The following is a 16435-nucleotide window of genomic DNA, read 5'->3' as shown; positions in this document are numbered from 1 at the left end:
ACCCGTTGGTATCCCCCGAGTCAGCGCCCACTTGGCCGCCGTGACTCCGTGTCCCCCGGGCGGTCGCGCAGCGTCGCGCGGGAGGCGTCTTCAGCGCCTCTCGGACTTGGCGCTGCGCGACATCAGCTCCTTGACGGCGACCACCGGGGACTTGCCTTCATGAACGATGGCGACGACCGTCTCGGTGATGGGCATGTCGACGCCGTGCCTGCGGGCCAGATCCAGCACGGACTCGCAGGACTTGACGCCCTCGGCGGTCTGCTTGGTGACCGCGATGGTCTCCTGCAGGGTCATGCCCTTGCCGAGGTTGGTGCCGAAGGTGTGGTTGCGGGACAGCGGCGAGGAGCAGGTCGCCACCAGGTCGCCGAGGCCCGCGAGTCCGGAGAAGGTCAGCGGGTCGGCGCCGAGCACGACACCGAGCCGCGCGGTCTCGGCGAGGCCGCGCGTGATGAGCGAGCCCTTGGCGTTGTCGCCGAGCCCCATGCCGTCCGCGATGCCGACGGCGAGCCCGATGACGTTCTTCACGGCACCGCCCAGCTCGCAGCCCACCACGTCGGTTTCCGTGTACGGCCGGAAGTACGGCGTGTGGCAGGCGGCCTGGAGGCGCTGGGCGACGGCCTCGTCGGTGCAGGCGACGACGGCGGCGGCGGGCATGCGGGCGGCGATCTCGCGGGCCAGGTTGGGTCCGGTGACGACCGCGATGCGGTCGGAGCCGACCTTGGCGACGTCGTCGATGACCTCGCTCATCCGCATGGTGGAGCCGAGTTCGACGCCCTTCATCAGGGAGACGAGCACGGTGTCCGGGGCGAGCAGCGGGGTCCACTCGGCGAGGTTGGCGCGCAGGGTCTGGGAGGGGACGGACAGAACCGTGAAGTCGGCGTCGGCCGCGGCCTCGGCGGGGTCGGTGGTCGCCCGCATGTTCTCGGGGAGTTCGACGCCCGGCAGATAGTCGGGGTTGGTGCGGGTCTCGTTGATCGCCTGCGCGACCTCGGCCCGACGCGCCCACAGGGTGACCTCGCAGCCGGCGTCCGCGAGCACCATGCCGAAGGCCGTGCCCCACGAACCGGCGCTGAAGACCGCCGCCTTAACCGCCTTGCTCACTTGCCCTGCCCCTCCGGTTCCTTGCCCTTGGTCTGCGCGGTCTGAGCCGTCTGAGCCGTCTGAGCCGTCTGCGCCTCGGTGCGGCGCCGCTGTTCGATCCGCTCGCGGCGCGGGTCGTAGGGCGTCTCGGGCGCCTTCTCGCCGCGGATCTCCTCCAGCCGGCGCGTGATGGCCGCCATGATGACCTCGGTGGCCTCCTTGAGCAGCTCCGGGGTCATCTCCTTGTCGTAGAAGCGCGAGAGGTCCACGGGCGGACCCGCGAGCACGTGATGGGTCTTGCGCGGGAAGAGGTTCGGCTTCTTGGCGTACGGCGGCAGCAGTTCGTTGGCGCCCCACTGGGCGATCGGGACGACCGGGCACTTGGTCTGCAGGGCGACGCGGGCGGCACCGGTCTTGCCGGTCATGGGCCAGCCGTTCGGGTCGCGGGTGAGGGTGCCCTCGGGGTAGAAGGCGACGCACTCGCCGCGCTCCACGGCGTCGATGGCGGCCCGGAAGGCGCTGAGCGCGTCCGTGGACTCGCGGTAGACGGGGATCTGCCCGGTGCCGCGCATGGCGGCGCCGACGAATCCCTTCTTGAAAAGTCCGCTCTTCGCCAGGAATCGCGGAACCCGTCCGGTGTTGTACTGATAGTGCGCGTACGCGAAGGGGTCCACGTGGGAATTGTGGTTCACCACGGTGATAAATCCGCCCTCGGCCGGAATGTGCTCCATTCCGCGCCAGTCCCGCTTGATCAGAATCACCAGCGGCGGTTTGCAGATCACCGCGGCGAAGCGGTACCAGAAGCCGATTCTGCGGCGGGGCACAAGGACACCTTCCTCTAGGGCTGTCACCTCGGCGGGGGGGGCCGCACAAGTGTCGCTCCAGGCCGCCGGTCTGTCGAGAACACCGTACGCCCCGCCACCGACGGCGCCAGATGGCGCGGGGGACAATGATCGGGACGAGAGAGGGACGGTACGCCGGTGCAGTGGACCTTGGTCATCCCCCTGAAGCCCCTGTCGCGGGCCAAGAGCAGGCTCTCGGACACCGCGGGCGACGGGGTGCGCCCGGGGCTGGCGCTCGCGTTCGCGCAGGACACGGTGGCCGCGGCGCTGTCCTGTACGGCCGTGGCGGATGTGGCGGTCGTCACGGACGACGAACGGGCGGCGCGCGAGCTGGCGGCACTGGGCGCGCGGATCGTCCCGGACACGCCGGCGAGCGGTCTGAACGCCGCGCTGGCGCACGGGGCGGCCGTCGTACGGGACATGCGTCCGCGCACACCGGTTGCGGCCCTGAACGCCGATCTGCCGGCGTTGCGCCCGGCGGAACTGGCCGTCGTCCTGGGCACGGCGGCGGGGTTTCCCCGGGCGTTTCTCGCGGATGCGGCGCAACTGGGCACGACGTTGCTGGCCGCGGGGCCGGACCGGGAATTGCGGCCGGAGTTCGGCGTGGATTCCCGTTCCCGTCATCGCACGTCCGGAGCGGCGGAAATCCAGCTGACGGGGGTGGATTCGGTGCGGCGGGACGTGGACACCGGGGACGATCTGCGGGCAGCGCTGGCCTTGGGCGTCGGCCCGCATACGGCTGCGGTTTCGGCGGGGTTGCTGATCCCGGGGTCCTGAGGGCACCCGGCACGGGCGCCGGGCAGGATATTGAGACGGCCTGCGACCCTACGGCGCATCCCGCAACGGCGAACACTAGGCTGGCCGTCATGCAGGCCACCGCATACACCTACGACCCCGAAACCCGCAGCGGACAGGTGCTCCTCGACGACGGCACCCCGGTGCCCTTCGACGCCCCGGCGTTCGACGCGGGCGGCCTGTTGCTCCTGCGACCAGGACAGCGCGTGCGGATCGAGACGGAGGGAACCGGTGACACCCTGCGCATCACCCTCGTAACCCTCCAAACCCTGTAACTGCCCTTACACACGCCGCGGGCCGGGCTCCCCAGGGGAGTCCGGCCCGGCGCGTGGGTGCCTGGCGTCCTTACGACGTCGCCTTGCGGGCGGTGGCCTTCTTGGCGGTGGTCTTGCGGGCCGTCGACTTCTTGGCCGGGGCCTTCTTCGCGGTGACCTTCTTCGCCGGGGCCTTCTTGGCCGTCGCCTTCTTGGCGGTGGTCTTCTTCGCCGCGGTGGTCTTGGCGGCCGCCGTGGTCTTCTTGGCGGGCGCCTTCTTCGCCGTGGTCTTCTTCGCGGCGGGCGCCTTCTTCGCCGGCGCCGCCTTCTTCGCCGTGATCTTCTTCGCGGCCGCCTTGGTGGTCTTCTTCGCGGCGGCCTTCTTGACCGTCGCCGCCGCGCCGCCGGTCAGGCTGCCCTTCGGCGCCTTCTTGACCGAGACCTCGCCACCGCGCGGCAGCTTCTTCGAGCCGCTCACCAGGTCCTTGAAGCCCTGACCGGCGCGGAAGCGCGGCACGGAGGTCTTCTTGACCCGAACCCGCTCGCCCGTCTGGGGGTTGCGGGCGTAGCGGGCGGGGCGGTCCACCTTCTCGAAGGACCCGAAGCCGGTGACCGAGACCCGCTCGCCCGCGACGACCGCGCGGACGATGGCGTCCAGGACATGATCGACAGCTTCGGCGGCCTGCTGGCGGCCGCCCACCTTGTCGGCAATCGCTTCTACGAGCTGCGCCTTGTTCACGTCTTCCCCTTCGGAGACATCGCCAGAACGAAAGTGTTCAAGCTTTTTCGCACGTTAGGCAGATATATACCGCAAATCAAACACGAAACGGGCTAATCACCCTTGTGCCGCAACGGACTCGGTGGTCTCGGGCTGTTCAGTCGTCCTCGCCGGGGATCCGACCCTCGTCGAGGTCCGCGTTGAACCGCTCGAGCCGCCTTGCCGCAGCGGCGAGATCGTGCTTGGCCGCGGCCGTAATGACCAGCAGCTTCCGGGTCAGCGCCATCCGTACGCCCTCCGGGACTTGCAGTGCGCGCACCCTTGCGTGCGCTTCCTTCAGTTGGTTCGCGACCGCCGTATAGAGCTGGAGTTGGCCGTCGTGTCCCATGCACAGATTGTGCCATCTGGGGCGAGTTGTCGCCTGCTCAGGGGGCAACTGCCGCCTCGAATGGCCTTCCAGGCACTTGCGGAGGGCGCGATCCCAGCGCTCACGTACCCAGGCAACGGCCTTCGTAACGTGGCAAGTTGAGCGTCAAGTAAGAAGCTCACGGGGCCGTTCGGGTGCAGACATGGCTGTACCCCCAATCGTGGCGATCGGGGGTACAGAGGGTGTGTTGGGTGGCCGAAACGCGACCCGGTCGGGGGTCCGGATCAGCCCTGGAGCGTCCGCGGCTTGTACGACGGCCGCTTGGCCTCGTACGCAGCGATGTCGGCCTCGTTCCGGAGCGTGATGGAGATGTCGTCCAGGCCGTTCAGCAGCCGCCAGCGGGAGTTCTCGTCCAGCTCGAAAGAGGTGGTGATGCCCTCCGCACGAACCTCACGAGCCTCAAGGTCCACAGTGACCTCAGCAGTGGGGTCCTGTTCCGTGAGCTCCCACAGCGCGTCCACGATCTTCTGGTCCAGGACGACCGTGAGCAGGCCGTTCTTCAGCGAGTTGCCCCGGAAGATGTCCGCGAAGCGGGAGGAGATCACGGCCTTGAAGCCGTAGTTCTGCAGCGCCCAGACGGCGTGCTCGCGGGAGGAGCCGGTGCCGAAGTCGGGACCGGCGACCAGGACGGTGGCGCCCTGCCGCTCGGGGCGGTTGAGGACGAACTCGGGGTCCTTGCGCCAGGCCTCGAACAGCCCGTCCTCGAACCCGTCCCGCGTGACCTTCTTGAGCCAGTGAGCAGGGATGATCTGGTCGGTGTCGACGTTGCTGCGGCGCAGCGGGACGGCCCGGCCGGTGTGGGTGGTGAAGGCTTCCATGATTTCTCAGACTCCAGCGGGCACAGGGGCGTCGGACAGGTCGGCGGGCGAGGCCAGGCGGCCCAGGACGGCGGTCGCGGCCGCGACCTGCGGCGACACCAGGTGCGTACGACCGCCCTTGCCCTGCCGGCCCTCGAAGTTGCGGTTGGAGGTGGAGGCGGAGCGCTCGCCCGGGGCCAGCTGGTCGGGGTTCATGCCGAGGCACATCGAACAGCCCGCGTGCCGCCATTCGGCGCCGGCCTCCTTGAAGACCACGTCCAGGCCCTCGGAGACGGCCTGCAGACCCACGCGCGCGGAGCCCGGGACGACCAGCATCCGTACGCCGTCGGCGACTTTGCGGCTCCGCAGGATCGCGGCGGCGGCGCGCAGGTCCTCGATGCGGCCGTTGGTGCAGGAGCCTACGAAGACGGTGTCCACGTTGATGGTCCGCAGCGGCTGGCCGGCCTCCAACCCCATGTACTCCAGGGCCTTTTCGGCGGCGAGGCGCTCCGAAGCGTCTTCGTACGAAGCCGGGTCGGGGACGGACGCCGAAAGCGGCGCGCCCTGGCCGGGGTTGGTGCCCCAGGTGACGAACGGCGACAGCTCGTCGGCGTTGATCACGACCTCGGCGTCGAACTCGGCGTCGTCGTCGGTACGCAGCGTCTTCCAGTACGCGACCGCGGCGTCCCAGTCGGCGCCCTCGGGGGCGTGCGGGCGGCCCTTGAGGTAGTCGAAGGTGGTCTCGTCGGGGGCGATCATGCCCGCGCGGGCGCCGGCCTCGATCGACATGTTGCAGATGGTCATCCGGGCCTCCATCGAGAGCTTCTCGATGGCGGAGCCGCGGTACTCCAGGATGTAGCCCTGGCCGCCGCCGGTACCGATCTTCGCGATGATCGCCAGGATCAGGTCCTTGGCGGTGACGCCCTCGGGCAGCTCGCCCTCGACCGTGATGGCCATGGTCTTGGGGCGGGCCAGCGGCAGCGTCTGGGTGGCCAGCACGTGCTCGACCTGGGAGGTGCCGATACCGAACGCCAGGGCGCCGAACGCGCCGTGCGTGGAGGTGTGGGAGTCACCGCAGACCACGGTCGTACCGGGCTGGGTCAGACCCAGCTGCGGGCCGACGACGTGCACGACGCCCTGCTCGACGTCGCCCAGCGGGTGCAGCCGCACCCCGAACTCGGCGCAGTTCTTGCGCAGCGTCTCCAGCTGGGCCCGAGAGACCGGGTCCGCGATGGGCTTGTCGATGTCGAGGGTCGGGGTGTTGTGGTCCTCGGTGGCGATGGTGAGGTCGAGGCGGCGCACCTGTCGGCCGTTCCTGCGCAGCCCGTCGAAGGCCTGCGGGCTGGTCACCTCGTGCAGCAGGTGCAGATCGATGAAGAGGAGGTCGGGCTCGCCCTCGGCGCGCCGGACGACGTGGTCGTCCCAGACCTTCTCCGCGAGTGTCCTACCCATCGCTTTCCCTCCGGCCGGCAAGCGTGCACCGGCCCAACTAGAGATCTTGAGGAGGAGACGCCCGCGCCCCAGGTGTCGTGATTCCGGGCGTCCACCACCGGGCCCGTTGGTCTGCGGGCCGCTGTGTGATTCCAGAGTGGCGCGTTCCACGGAAAATTGAACTTGCGTTTCACAGAGTGAGACGCGAGTATCGTTGCATGGACAACAGTAGCGGCGTCGGCGTTCTGGACAAGGCGGCCCTCGTCCTGAGCGCTCTGGAGTCCGGTCCGGCCACCCTCGCGGGTCTGGTCGGCGCGACCGGACTGGCACGACCCACGGCTCACCGCCTGGCCGTGGCTTTGGAACACCACCGCATGGTGGCACGCGACATGCAGGGCCGTTTCATTCTCGGCCCGCGTCTCGCGGAACTGGCGGCGGCGGCCGGCGAGGACCGCCTGCTCGCGACGGCGGGCCCCGTGCTCACCCACCTCCGTGATGTCACCGGCGAGAGTGCGCAGCTCTACCGGCGCCAGGGTGACATGCGGATCTGTGTGGCCGCGGCGGAACGCCTGTCCGGTCTTCGGGACACCGTCCCGGTCGGTTCCACGCTCACGATGAAGGCCGGCTCCTCGGCGCAGATCCTGATGGCCTGGGAGGAGCCCGAGCGCCTGCACCGCGGTCTGCAAGGGGCCCGCTTCACGGCGACGGCCCTATCGGGCGTACGGCGGCGCGGCTGGGCCCAGTCCATCGGCGAGCGCGAGCCGGGCGTCGCGTCCGTCTCCGCGCCGGTGCGCGGCCCCTCCAACCGCGTCGTGGCCGCGGTGTCCGTCTCCGGTCCGATCGAGCGCCTGACGCGCCATCCGGGCCGCATGCACGCCCAGGCGGTCATCGATGCCGCCGCCCGCCTCTCCGAGGCCCTGCGCCGCTCGGGCTGAGCCCCGCACCCGGGAACGGGGAAGAACGCCGAGGAGGGCCTGCCTCAACGCCGCGGCAGGCCCTCCTCGCTCCCCCGGTCCCCCCGGTCAGCCGGCCTTCTCGGCCACCGGGTCCTGCCGCGAGCGGTACGCGAACCGGTCCTTGGCGTACCGGCCCCGCTTCTCCAGCGGGATCTGCCCGTGCGCGGCCGCGAGGCCGAACGCCGGCATGTCCCCGTAAATCGCCTCGTACGATCCCTCCGGCACGACATACGTCTCGTGCCAGATCCCGACCTGCCCGCGCAGCTTTGCGCTGCGCTCCTTGCGGTTGAGCGTGGCCCACGCCCGGTGGTGGAACGCGTCCGGCGCGGTCGCGTAGGCGTACAGCTTCTCCTTGGACTCCCAGTACTGCACGACGTAGTACGTGCGCGGCGAAGCCGTCAGCAGCACGCGGTTGCACAGGCCCCGCGCGGGGTCCTCCTCCAGCTCCCGCAGCATCCGGAACATCGCGAGCATCACCGGCAGCCACAGGTGCACCGCCCAGAAGCGGTTGATGCGCATGCCGATCAGCAGGACGACGACCTCGCCCTTCGCGTCGGCGGTCGTACGGGACACCATGGCCACTTTCCCCCTCGTTGGCGAGCGACACTATCCAAGTAGCAATGATTGGATAGTGCCGTTATCCAAGAAGGAGCGCAAGACATGCGGCTGGCCGAACTGAGCAGACGCAGCGGTGTGTCCACCGCGACGATCAAGTACTACCTGCGCGAAGGCCTGTTGCCGCCGGGCCGCCAGCTCAACACGACCACGGCGGAGTACGGCGAGGAGCACCTGCGCCGGCTGCGGCTGGTGCGGGCGATGATCCAGGTCGGCGGGCTCCCGGTGGCCACGGTCCGGGAGGTGCTGCGGAACGTCGACGACGAGTCCCTGAGCCGCACGATCCGGCTCGGCGCGGCCCTGTGGGCGCTGCCGCAGGTGCCGGAGCCGGACGAGGAGGACGACTTCGTGCGGGCCGCGCACCAGGAGGCGGACGAGTTGCTGGAGACGCTGGGCTGGTCCAACGCCCGGCTGCTGACGACCATCTCGCCCGCGTACCGCTCCCTGGTGGTGTCGGTGGCCGCGTTCCGCCGGCTCGGCTACGACTGGGGAGCCGAACTGCTGCTGGAGTACGGGAAGTTGATGCACGAGGTCGCGAAACTCGACCTCGACTTCGTGGAGACGCATCCCTCGGAGGCGGAGAAGGTGGAGACGGCGGTGCTCGGCGCCGTCCTGACCGAGCCGATGCTGCAGGCGTTGCGCCGACTGGCCCAGGAGGAGGAGTCGGGCCGGCGGTACGGGTTCGAGTAGAGCCGGGTACGACGAAGGCCCCCCACCGAGGTGGAGGGCCTTCCCTGTGCGTACCCCCGACCGGATTCGAACCGGCGCTACCGCCTTGAGAGGGCGGCGTGCTAGGCCGCTACACAACGGGGGCGTGGACTCTGCGTTTCCGCAGGTCCGAGCTGGTCTACCTGGACTCGAACCAAGACTAACTGAACCAGAATCAGTCGTGCTGCCAATTACACCATAGACCAATGATGGTTTAGACCAGTCAGTACCCCCGACCGGATTCGAACCGGCGCTACCGCCTTGAGAGGGCGGCGTGCTAGGCCGCTACACAACGGGGGCCCTGGCGATCCCGACAGTATCAGGATCAGTACCCCCGACCGGATTCGAACCGGCGCTACTGCCTTGAGAGGGCAGCGTGCTAGGCCGCTACACAACGGGGGCTTTGCAGATAAGCTCTGCGAGCTGGCCTACCTGGACTCGAACCAAGACTAACTGAACCAGAATCAGTCGTGCTGCCAATTACACCATAGGCCACTGGAACTCAAGCCCCTGCGGGGTCCTCGTTCTAGCTTGCGCCTCGGGGCTCCGGCCTTCCGGCCCGCTCCCCTCGGCGCAGGAAGAACATTACCTGAAGGTGGACGGGGCTCCAAAACGGGTATCCGAGCGGACGAGCGCGGGGAGTTCGGCGAGGGTCGCGATCCGGCGGCAGACGTCCTCCCCGACGGCCCGTGCGGCGCCCGTCCCGCGATCGATCCACACCGACAGCAGCCCGGCCTCGGAGGCGCCCCGCCCATCGATCTCCGGGTGGTCGCCGACGTACGCCACCTCGTGCGGAGGCAGCCCCAGCGCCTCGCAGGCCGCCAGGAAGGCGCCGGCCTCCGGCTTGGAGACGCCCAGCTCGGCGGCGCACAGCACGACCTCGAAGCGGTCGAGGAGGCCGAGGGTGCGCAGCTTGTGCTCCTGGACCGTGATGCTGGAGTTGGACAGCACCGCGTGCCGGTGGCTGGCCGAGAGGGCGTCCAGAGCGGGCAGGACGTCCGGGAAAAGGGTCCAGGCGGCCTCGTAGTGCCCGATGTACCGCTGGAACCAGGCGTCGCACTCGTCATCGGTCAGCTCCGCGCCCAGAAACACCCGCACCCGGTCGCGCCGCTGCCCCTCGAAACTGACCTCCCCCGCCGAGAACCGCGCCCACTGCCGGTCGGTGATCTCCCGCCACCGGCCGAGCGCCTCCTCGGGGCTGCCGTATCCCGCGAGCAGCCCCTCCACCGCCAGATGCGCCCGCATCCCCTCACGGTCGGCGGAGGTGTAGTCGAAGAGGGTGTCGTCGACGTCCCAGACAACGGCTCTGATCGTCATGCCACCGACGGTAACGCCGGGACGCGGCGTGCGTCCGGACAACGGCGATCACGGACCGTGACGGACGTCACACCGAATGCAGCTACGCGGCCAGTCCGGTCGGACGGGCGCGATTGCGGACGTCCAGGAAGATCACCTTGAGCTCGTCGGTCTCCTCCTTCGTGAAATAGCCGAGCAGGCTGTTCGGGGAGCGGTCGGTGAACGGGCTTTTGAACAGGTCCGGGAGCTCCAGGTAGCCACGTCTGGTCAGCGCGTCGATGACCAGGTCGAGGAAGTCCCATTGCTGAGGGCTGAGCCGGCGGCCGGCGGTGAAGCCTTCGAAGGCCCGCTGGACCGCCGCCCGGTCCAGGCCGACGACGGAGCGGACGAAGAGACCCAGACCCGGGCCGCGCTGGGCCACGTGCTCCAGGTCCTCCGTGGAGGCCACCTGCTCGTCCAGGAACGCCTGCTCCAACGCCTTGAGGTCGGCGGCGGTGATCTGCTCGTTCTGTGTGAGCTTGCGTACCGCCGGGTTGTCCGGCTGCTTGTCGAGGTAGGCGCGGGTCTTGGCGCGGAAGCGATCGATGTCCGTACCGACCGGCAGGCCCGGAAGGCTGACCTCGACGGGCTCGCCGCGCTCGTCCTCCAGGAAGTCCGTGAAGACGATCCTGCGCTTCGCCGGCGGGTCGATCAGCTTGACCAGAGGGCGCAGCCGGCGCCGCTGCTCTTCGAGCATGGGCAGCGTCACGTCCTCCCACCACTCCTCCACCGCCCACGCCTCCAGCAGGGGCGCCTGCTCGGCCACGGCGGGGATGTTGAGCTTGCCGAGCAGGTTCTGCGCGATCTCCTGGACCTCGCCACGCCGCTGTACGTAGTCCGGGCTGCCCTCCAGCGCCGCGAGCTGGAGTTCGTACGCCTTGAGATCGAAGCGCCTGGCCTCCTCGCCCGGGTCCTTGTCGTCCTCCCGCCACTCACTGGGCAGGCCGAGCACGCCGGACCGGAGCAGGCCGTCGGCCTCGTCGTCGAGCACGCTCCAGGCCGTGAAACCGCCGAAGCGCTCGACCTCGCGGCGGTGCGGCCGGACGAGGACGTTGTGCTCGGCGGACATGCCGGCCACCAACCGGTGCAGCCGGTGTGCGAGGGACCAGCGCAACTGCTCCTCGGTGGCGTACGACTCGGCTCCGGCGTCCCGCGCCGGGTCCGGGGGGTTGCGCCGGTCGAGCGCCCGGACGAGGTCGAGCTGGCGCTGCCGGGTGCGTTCGGCCAGGGAGAGCGTGGTGCGCCCCTCCCTGGTGGGCAGGCCGGCGCCGAAGTAGTCGAGGTTGCCGCAGAAGTCGAAGACCAGGAAGTGCTTCTTGGCGTGATCCGCACGGTCCGGATCGGGTCCGAAGAGGGCCGGGCGCAGGCGGGTGCCGCGGCCCATCATCTGCCAGAACTTCGTCTTGGAGTAGACGGGTTTGGCGAAGACGAGGTTGACGACTTCGGGCACGTCCACGCCGGTGTCCAGCATGTCGACGGAGATGGCGATGTCGGGGACCTCGTCCGGGTTCTTCGGACGGGGGTCGGCGAACGCGTCCAGCAGGGACTGGGCGTACTTCTCCTTGTAGGTGATGACCCGGGCCTTCTTGCCGCCGTACTGCGGGTAGTTGGCGTTGAAGCGCTTCTCCAGGAACTCCGCGTGGTCGTGGTTGCGGGCGAAGACGATCGTCTTGCCGAGGCGGTCGCCGCCTTCGACCTTGATGCCGTACGTCATCAGGGTCTCGAGGATCTTGTCCGCGGTGTCGTCGTTGAGGAGGTAGCGATTGACGTCGTTCGCGGAGACGACGTCCGGTACGGCACCGTCCTCGCTCCACTCCAGGCGGTCCCACTCGGCCTGCTGCTCGGGGGAGAGCTCGGCGTAACTGACGCCCCGGGTCATGAACTTGAGCGGCACCCTGATCGGGACCGGCGGGACGAGGTAGCCGTCGCGGACCGCGTCGTCCAGGTCGTAGAAGTCGGTGGGGACACCGTCCTCCAACTGGAAGAGGCGGTAGGTGTTCCGGTCGACCTCGTCCTTGGGGGTGGCGGTGAGGCCGAGGAGGAGCGAGTCGAAGTACTCCAGGATCCAGCGGTACTTGTCGTAGACCGAGCGGTGCGCCTCGTCGATCACGACGAGGTCGAAGAAGCCGGGTCCGTACCGGCGGCGGCCGTCCGCGTCGGTCTGGCCGATGCGCTTGATCATCGTCTGGTACGTGGAGAAGTAGACGCGGGCCTCCTGGTTCTTCTCCTCCAGGAGGTTGACCGTGGGCGTCTGCTTCAGGTGCGCGTCGAAGGCGCGCTTGGCCTGCGTGACCAGCGCCTCGCGGTCGGCGAGGAAGAGCACGCGGTGCGCCCACCCGGCCCGCTGCAGCACGTCGGTGAGCGCGGCCGTGGTGCGGGTCTTGCCGCTGCCGGTGGCCATGACGAGCAGGACCTCGCGCTGGCCCTTCTGGAACGCCTCGGCGACCCGTGCGACGGCCCTCTTCTGATAGGGGCGGCCGGCGATGTCCTCGTTCAGCGGGGTGTGCGGGAGGGAGAGCCGGCGGGCTCGCTGCTGGATGCGCCAGAGCAGCTCCTTCTTGGTGAGGAAGCCCTGGATCTGGCGGGGTGGGTAGTTGATCTCCCGGGCGTCGTCCCAGACGTGGGTCTCGTAGCCGTTGGTGCAGAAGATCACCGGCCGGCGCCTGAAGCGGGCCTCCAGGGCGTCCGCGTACAGCTTGGCCTGCTGCCTGCCCTCGCGGGCGTCGCGCCGGGTGCGCTTGGCCTCGACGACGGCGAGCGGCTTGCCGTCGTCGCCCCACAGCACGTAGTCGATCCGGCCCCGGCCGGTCTTGGTCGGCATCCCGTCGACTTCGTATTCGATGTCCCTGCCGGGGGTGAATCCCTCCCAGCCGGCCTCGCGCAGCAGGACGTCGACGAAGGCGTCGCGGGTGGTCTCCTCGTCGTAGTCGTGGGTGTCGGGGATCCGCTGGTTCAGCCGGGTGATCTCCGCGATGCGCTGCCGGGCTTCCTCCAGCCGGCGCTTCAGTTCCTCGTTGGCGGCCTTCAGCCGCTCCCAGCGCTCCTGGAAGGCCTTCTCCTGCTCCTGCTGCTTCTTCAGCAGTTCCTGCTGCTTCGCGAGGCGGACCTGCGGGGAGACGGGGCGCGGCACGAGGGTCAGGTCGAAGGCGAGCTCGGGGGCGGGGAGGGTGTGCTGTGTGCTGTCGGTGTACTGGCGAGCGAACCAGTACAGGCTGTGGAACAGCTCACGGAGGCTGTCGAGAGCCAGTTTGGGCGGCACGGGGCTCGACCTGTGCACCGCGCGGTTGCCGTTGAGACGGACGAGGTCCATCTTGGCGACCAGGCCGGGGCCGACGAGGTGTTTGAACGCCGGCTCCTTGATCATCGCGTTGAGGTCCTTCTTGTACGGCTCGGCCAGGCGGCGGGGCTCGTGCTCGTACAGCCACTGCACGGCCTGCTCCAGGACGAACCGGGAGTAGAAGGCGGAGGCACGCGGGTCCGCGTGGGCGAGTCGTTCGGCCTTGCGGGCGTCGGCGTGGAGGGCGGGCCAGGCGTCCCGGAGAAAGGCGAAGTTCCCGGCTGGGTGTCCGTGCTCGGTGGCCATGGTGGTGAGCGCCCTCCCCTTGACAGGTGCAGGGAAGTGGCGCCCCCCCGCTGCCTTCGTCTCACGCGTCACAGGGACGCGGGTTCATGATCCCAGAGGGTGCCGTTGAAGGCACGCTGCTGGACGGAGGTGAAGAGTTCGTCGAGCGTGGCGAGGTGAGCCGTCTGGACGTCGCGCTGGGTGCGCACACGACGCAGCAGAGCGGCGAACCGCTCCTGCAGTTCGAGGGGCGGAACCGGCAGCGAGAGACCCATCAATTTGCCCTTGGAAATATTCACCATGGAAGCGGCACTGCCCGACGCGAGAGCCTGAATGCGCTTCCGCATGGCCGGATGGGTCATGGCGGCGTGAAGGTACTCGGCCGTTGCTCCCGAGTCCTCCGCAGGCACGAGCCGGAAAATGAGGTCCGGCAGCAGGAGACGCTCGGGGGTAGAGGTCACGAGCGCCACGGCCGCAACCAGGTCAGGGGTGTTCTTACGAGAGAAGAGCAGGTCCCCGGCGCGCACTTCGAAGCGCTGGTCGACGGCGAAATCCAGCGGCAGCGCCTTGTTCTCGTCGGCGTCGTAGACGCAGCGCGTCACCGCGCCGAGCTTCAGGACGCCCCACTCCCCCGGTCGGGCCGGGCGGTCCAGGCATTGAGGGCTCTTGCCGCTGTCGATACCCGACAGCAGATCTCCGAGCGTCCGCACCTCCCATCCTCGCGGATTCCTGACGGGGTCGCCGAACATGTCGAGGAAGACGGACCGGGTGAGCTCGTCGAAGAGCTCCAGCGCACGGCGGCGCTTGACCCGCAGGGCATCCACCGCGTCCAGCACATCGGCCGCTTTGGCCTGCTCCTCCAGCGGCGGACAGGAGAAGCTCTCGGCGAGCAGGTCGGACTTGTTTACATGGCGCATGGTCGCGCCATGCATATGCCGCTCGGCCTTCCTCAGCACAGCACCGATGGCATGTCTGAGGTAGCGCTTGTCCACCAGGTCGCTGTTCGGCTGGACCCGGAAAATGTGCTGGTTGAGCAGAGCGACATCGGGCCCCTGCCATTCGAAGACGCCGAGGGTCGCCGACCAGGAGACCAAGAGGTCCCCCGGATGGACGTGGAACCTGTCCGGCACCTGCCGCGTCGTCCGGTTGAACGGCTTGGCCGCGTCCGTCAGGTTCTGAATGCGGATGATCCGGGAGCCGTTGTCCTCCCAGTCCGAGGACTTGAAGGCCACGCCGTTGGTGAAGGTCGCCACCTCACCCAGGGCCACATGCCGAGAGCTCACGCCAGGATCCCTTCGAGCTCCGCGGCACCTTCTTCGATCTCTTTGTCGAGACGCTTCAGATCGGCCAGGATCTCGGACGGCTTACGCGTCTCGATGCTATCGTGGACGATCTCCTTGTACCGGCTGAAGGAGAAATCGTAGCCGTTTTCGACGATCTCCGACTTCGGCACCGTGAAGGAGGCGGCGGTGCGGGGACGTTCCCGTTCCGAGCCGGAGCGATGGAACCAGCGGGCGAGGGCGTCCGGCAGGTTGTTCTTCTCGTGCTCGTGGTCGGCGAGCACCCCGGCGTCGGGGCGGACGCCCAGCTTGTCCTCGGTCAGGAGCGGGGTGCGCTTGTCGTCGAGCGAGAAGCCGTCGGCCCGGACGTCGTAGAACCAGACCTCGTCCGTGCCGCCCGTGTCGGTGCGGGTGAAGAAGAGGATGGCGGTGGAGACTCCGGCGTACGGCTTGAAGACGCCGGACGGGAGCTTGACCACCGCGTCGAGCTTCTGCTCTTCCACGAGCATCCTGCGCAGGTCCCTGTGCGCCTTGGTGGAACCGAAGAGGACACCCTCGGGCACGATGACGGCGGCGCGTCCGCCCGGCTTGAGCAGGCGCAGGAACAGGGCGAGGAAGAGCAGTTCCGTCTTCTTGGTCCTGACCGTGCGGAGCAGGTCGGCCGCGGTGGACTCGTAGTCCAGGCTGCCCGCGAACGGCGGATTCGCCAGAATCAGGGAGTACTTCTCCTCGTCGCCGAACTCGGCGCCCGTCTGGGAAAGCGAGTCGCGGTAGCGGATGTCCGGGTTCGCGATGCCGTGGAGAAGCATGTTCATCGACCCGATGCGGAGCATGGTGGAGTCGAAGTCGAAGCCGTGGAACATCTCCTCGTCGAAGTGACGGCGTTCCTCGGTGCCGAGCAGGTCCCGCCTGTGCTCGCGCTTCAGATAGGCCGCCGACTGGACGAGGAAGCCGGCCGTGCCGCATGCCGGGTCGCAGATCGTGTCGCCGGGGCGCGGCTGGGTCATCTCGACCATGAGGTCGATGATGTGGCGGGGGGTGCGGAACTGGCCGTTCTGCCCGGCGGTCGCGATCTTCGCGAGCAGGTACTCGTAGACGTCACCCTTGGTGTCGCCGTCCTCCATGTGCTCGGCGATGTCGTCCAGCAGGTCGACGACCTTGACCAGGAGGTTCGGATCCGGGATCTCGAAACGGGCGTTTCGCATGTGGTGCGAGTACGTGGAGTCCTCGCCGCCCATGCGCCGCAGGTACGGGAAGACGCCCTGGCTCACCACGTCGTACATGGCCTGCGGCTGCATGGTGCGGAAGTTGTGCCACCGCAGGTCCTGCTGGTCCTCGGTGAAGAAGGGTTCCGAGTCCGGGATGCCCGAGAACTCGGCGGCCTGGTCCTTGGCGATCTGCAGATCGTCCAGCCGCTTGATGAAGAGCAGATACGTGATCTGTTCCATCACCTGGAGCGGATTGGAGATACCGCCCGACCAGAACGCGTCCCAGACGCGCCCCACCTTGTTCCTCAGTTCACCCGTAATCACGTCCGGGAGTTTACGGCCCGTGCCGTAGCGTGGTGCCATGACCGAGAACCGCATCCGGTTCACCGTCGAGGCCCGCGCCACGTACGACGCGCTGCCAGGTGAG

At 68.7% G+C, this 16435-nt stretch carries 15 protein-coding genes and 5 tRNA genes; 4 read left to right on the top strand and 16 right to left on the bottom strand.

The window, feature by feature from the left end; translation table 11 throughout:
• Nucleotides 1-90: 90 nt before the first annotated feature.
• Both AB0M27_RS06220 and AB0M27_RS06215 read right to left on the bottom strand, forming a co-directional pair.
• Complete coding sequence (locus tag AB0M27_RS06220; RefSeq protein WP_365718464.1) at nucleotides 91-1101, bottom strand: NAD(P)H-dependent glycerol-3-phosphate dehydrogenase; 1011 nt, start codon at nucleotides 1099-1101, stop codon at nucleotides 91-93.
• Nucleotides 1098-1904, bottom strand: coding sequence for a lysophospholipid acyltransferase family protein (locus AB0M27_RS06215; protein WP_365718463.1), 807 nt, complete (start codon nucleotides 1902-1904; stop codon nucleotides 1098-1100). The genes AB0M27_RS06220 and AB0M27_RS06215 overlap by 4 nt, the downstream gene beginning before the upstream one ends.
• A gap of 156 nt (nucleotides 1905-2060) precedes the next feature.
• Here AB0M27_RS06215 and cofC point away from each other — a divergent pair, with 156 nt between their 5' ends.
• Together cofC and AB0M27_RS06205 are read left to right on the top strand one after the other, a co-directional pair.
• Nucleotides 2061-2699 (top strand): 2-phospho-L-lactate guanylyltransferase, encoded by a 639-nt coding sequence (gene cofC / locus AB0M27_RS06210; protein ID WP_365718462.1) that lies wholly within the window; start codon nucleotides 2061-2063, stop codon nucleotides 2697-2699.
• Nucleotides 2700-2788: 89 nt separating this feature from the next.
• Nucleotides 2789-2992 carry a hypothetical protein gene (locus AB0M27_RS06205; protein WP_365718460.1) on the top strand — a complete coding sequence of 68 codons (204 nt, stop codon included), beginning with the start codon at nucleotides 2789-2791 and terminating at the stop codon, nucleotides 2990-2992.
• Between the two features lie 70 nt (nucleotides 2993-3062).
• Here AB0M27_RS06205 and AB0M27_RS06200 read toward each other — a convergent pair whose 3' ends face one another.
• The 4 genes from AB0M27_RS06200 to leuC all read right to left on the bottom strand — a co-directional run bounded on the left by AB0M27_RS06200 (nucleotide 3063) and on the right by leuC (nucleotide 6365).
• Nucleotides 3063-3710: an HU family DNA-binding protein gene (locus AB0M27_RS06200; RefSeq protein ID WP_365718458.1), complete on the bottom strand. Its 648-nt coding sequence runs from the start codon at nucleotides 3708-3710 to the stop codon at nucleotides 3063-3065.
• A 136-nt stretch (nucleotides 3711-3846) separates the two neighbouring features.
• Entirely contained in the window at nucleotides 3847-4077 is a 231-nt protein-coding gene (locus AB0M27_RS06195) for a hypothetical protein (protein ID WP_365718456.1), read from the bottom strand.
• Between the two features lie 263 nt (nucleotides 4078-4340).
• Nucleotides 4341-4934, bottom strand: coding sequence for a 3-isopropylmalate dehydratase small subunit (gene leuD, locus AB0M27_RS06190; RefSeq protein WP_365718455.1), 594 nt, complete (start codon nucleotides 4932-4934; stop codon nucleotides 4341-4343).
• Nucleotides 4935-4940: 6 nt separating this feature from the next.
• Nucleotides 4941-6365 carry a 3-isopropylmalate dehydratase large subunit gene (gene leuC / locus AB0M27_RS06185; RefSeq protein WP_365718453.1) on the bottom strand — a complete coding sequence of 475 codons (1425 nt, stop codon included), beginning with the start codon at nucleotides 6363-6365 and terminating at the stop codon, nucleotides 4941-4943.
• 197 nt (nucleotides 6366-6562) lie between these two features.
• Between leuC and ndgR the strand changes: the two genes are divergently transcribed.
• Nucleotides 6563-7279, top strand: a complete 717-nt coding sequence (gene ndgR / locus AB0M27_RS06180) for an IclR family transcriptional regulator NdgR (RefSeq protein WP_009320373.1) — start codon at nucleotides 6563-6565, stop codon at nucleotides 7277-7279.
• Nucleotides 7280-7366: 87 nt separating this feature from the next.
• Here ndgR and AB0M27_RS06175 read toward each other — a convergent pair whose 3' ends face one another.
• Entirely contained in the window at nucleotides 7367-7876 is a 510-nt protein-coding gene (locus AB0M27_RS06175) for a DUF4188 domain-containing protein (protein WP_365718451.1), read from the bottom strand.
• An 84-nt stretch (nucleotides 7877-7960) separates the two neighbouring features.
• Between AB0M27_RS06175 and AB0M27_RS06170 the strand changes: the two genes are divergently transcribed.
• Nucleotides 7961-8605, top strand: coding sequence for a MerR family transcriptional regulator (locus AB0M27_RS06170; RefSeq protein ID WP_365718449.1), 645 nt, complete (start codon nucleotides 7961-7963; stop codon nucleotides 8603-8605).
• A 51-nt stretch (nucleotides 8606-8656) separates the two neighbouring features.
• On the opposite strand, the gene AB0M27_RS06165 is transcribed toward AB0M27_RS06170, so the two are convergent.
• The 9 genes from AB0M27_RS06165 to AB0M27_RS06125 form a co-directional block, all read right to left on the bottom strand.
• Nucleotides 8657-8729 (bottom strand) — tRNA-Glu (locus tag AB0M27_RS06165).
• Nucleotides 8730-8757: 28 nt separating this feature from the next.
• A tRNA-Gln gene (locus AB0M27_RS06160) sits at nucleotides 8758-8829 on the bottom strand.
• A gap of 21 nt (nucleotides 8830-8850) precedes the next feature.
• Nucleotides 8851-8923 (bottom strand) — tRNA-Glu (locus AB0M27_RS06155).
• 29 nt (nucleotides 8924-8952) lie between these two features.
• Nucleotides 8953-9025: transfer RNA gene (locus AB0M27_RS06150), tRNA-Glu, on the bottom strand.
• 21 nt (nucleotides 9026-9046) lie between these two features.
• Nucleotides 9047-9118 (bottom strand) — tRNA-Gln (locus tag AB0M27_RS06145).
• 90 nt (nucleotides 9119-9208) lie between these two features.
• Nucleotides 9209-9940: an HAD family hydrolase gene (locus AB0M27_RS06140; protein WP_365718447.1), complete on the bottom strand. Its 732-nt coding sequence runs from the start codon at nucleotides 9938-9940 to the stop codon at nucleotides 9209-9211.
• An 82-nt stretch (nucleotides 9941-10022) separates the two neighbouring features.
• Entirely contained in the window at nucleotides 10023-13541 is a 3519-nt protein-coding gene (locus tag AB0M27_RS06135; RefSeq protein WP_365718445.1) for a DEAD/DEAH box helicase family protein, read from the bottom strand.
• Between the two features lie 68 nt (nucleotides 13542-13609).
• Nucleotides 13610-14788, bottom strand: a complete 1179-nt coding sequence (locus tag AB0M27_RS06130; RefSeq protein ID WP_365718730.1) for a restriction endonuclease subunit S — start codon at nucleotides 14786-14788, stop codon at nucleotides 13610-13612.
• Nucleotides 14789-14799: 11 nt separating this feature from the next.
• Nucleotides 14800-16332 carry a class I SAM-dependent DNA methyltransferase gene (locus AB0M27_RS06125; protein WP_365718443.1) on the bottom strand — a complete coding sequence of 511 codons (1533 nt, stop codon included), beginning with the start codon at nucleotides 16330-16332 and terminating at the stop codon, nucleotides 14800-14802.
• Nucleotides 16333-16435: the final 103 nt, after the last annotated feature.

Source organism: Streptomyces sp. NPDC052107 (assembly GCF_040680215.1).
Lineage (GTDB): Bacteria > Actinomycetota > Actinomycetes > Streptomycetales > Streptomycetaceae > Streptomyces.
Note: the sequence above shows the minus strand (reverse complement) of the source record. Positions and strands in the feature narration are given on the sequence as shown.

What these genes read in the sequence shown, in the direction of transcription:
- leuD (WP_365718455.1), bottom strand. Translation starts at nt 4,934, where the DNA reads ATGGAAGCCTTCACCACCCACACCGGCCGGGCCGTCCCGCTGCGCCGC.
- AB0M27_RS06205 (WP_365718460.1), top strand. Translation starts at nt 2,789, where the DNA reads ATGCAGGCCACCGCATACACCTACGACCCCGAAACCCGCAGCGGACAG.
- AB0M27_RS06135 (WP_365718445.1), bottom strand. Translation starts at nt 13,541, where the DNA reads ATGGCCACCGAGCACGGACACCCAGCCGGGAACTTCGCCTTTCTCCGG.
- ndgR (WP_009320373.1), top strand. Translation starts at nt 6,563, where the DNA reads ATGGACAACAGTAGCGGCGTCGGCGTTCTGGACAAGGCGGCCCTCGTC.
- AB0M27_RS06195 (WP_365718456.1), bottom strand. Translation starts at nt 4,077, where the DNA reads ATGGGACACGACGGCCAACTCCAGCTCTATACGGCGGTCGCGAACCAA.
- leuC (WP_365718453.1), bottom strand. Translation starts at nt 6,365, where the DNA reads ATGGGTAGGACACTCGCGGAGAAGGTCTGGGACGACCACGTCGTCCGG.
- AB0M27_RS06140 (WP_365718447.1), bottom strand. Translation starts at nt 9,940, where the DNA reads ATGACGATCAGAGCCGTTGTCTGGGACGTCGACGACACCCTCTTCGAC.
- AB0M27_RS06170 (WP_365718449.1), top strand. Translation starts at nt 7,961, where the DNA reads ATGCGGCTGGCCGAACTGAGCAGACGCAGCGGTGTGTCCACCGCGACG.
- AB0M27_RS06175 (WP_365718451.1), bottom strand. Translation starts at nt 7,876, where the DNA reads ATGGTGTCCCGTACGACCGCCGACGCGAAGGGCGAGGTCGTCGTCCTG.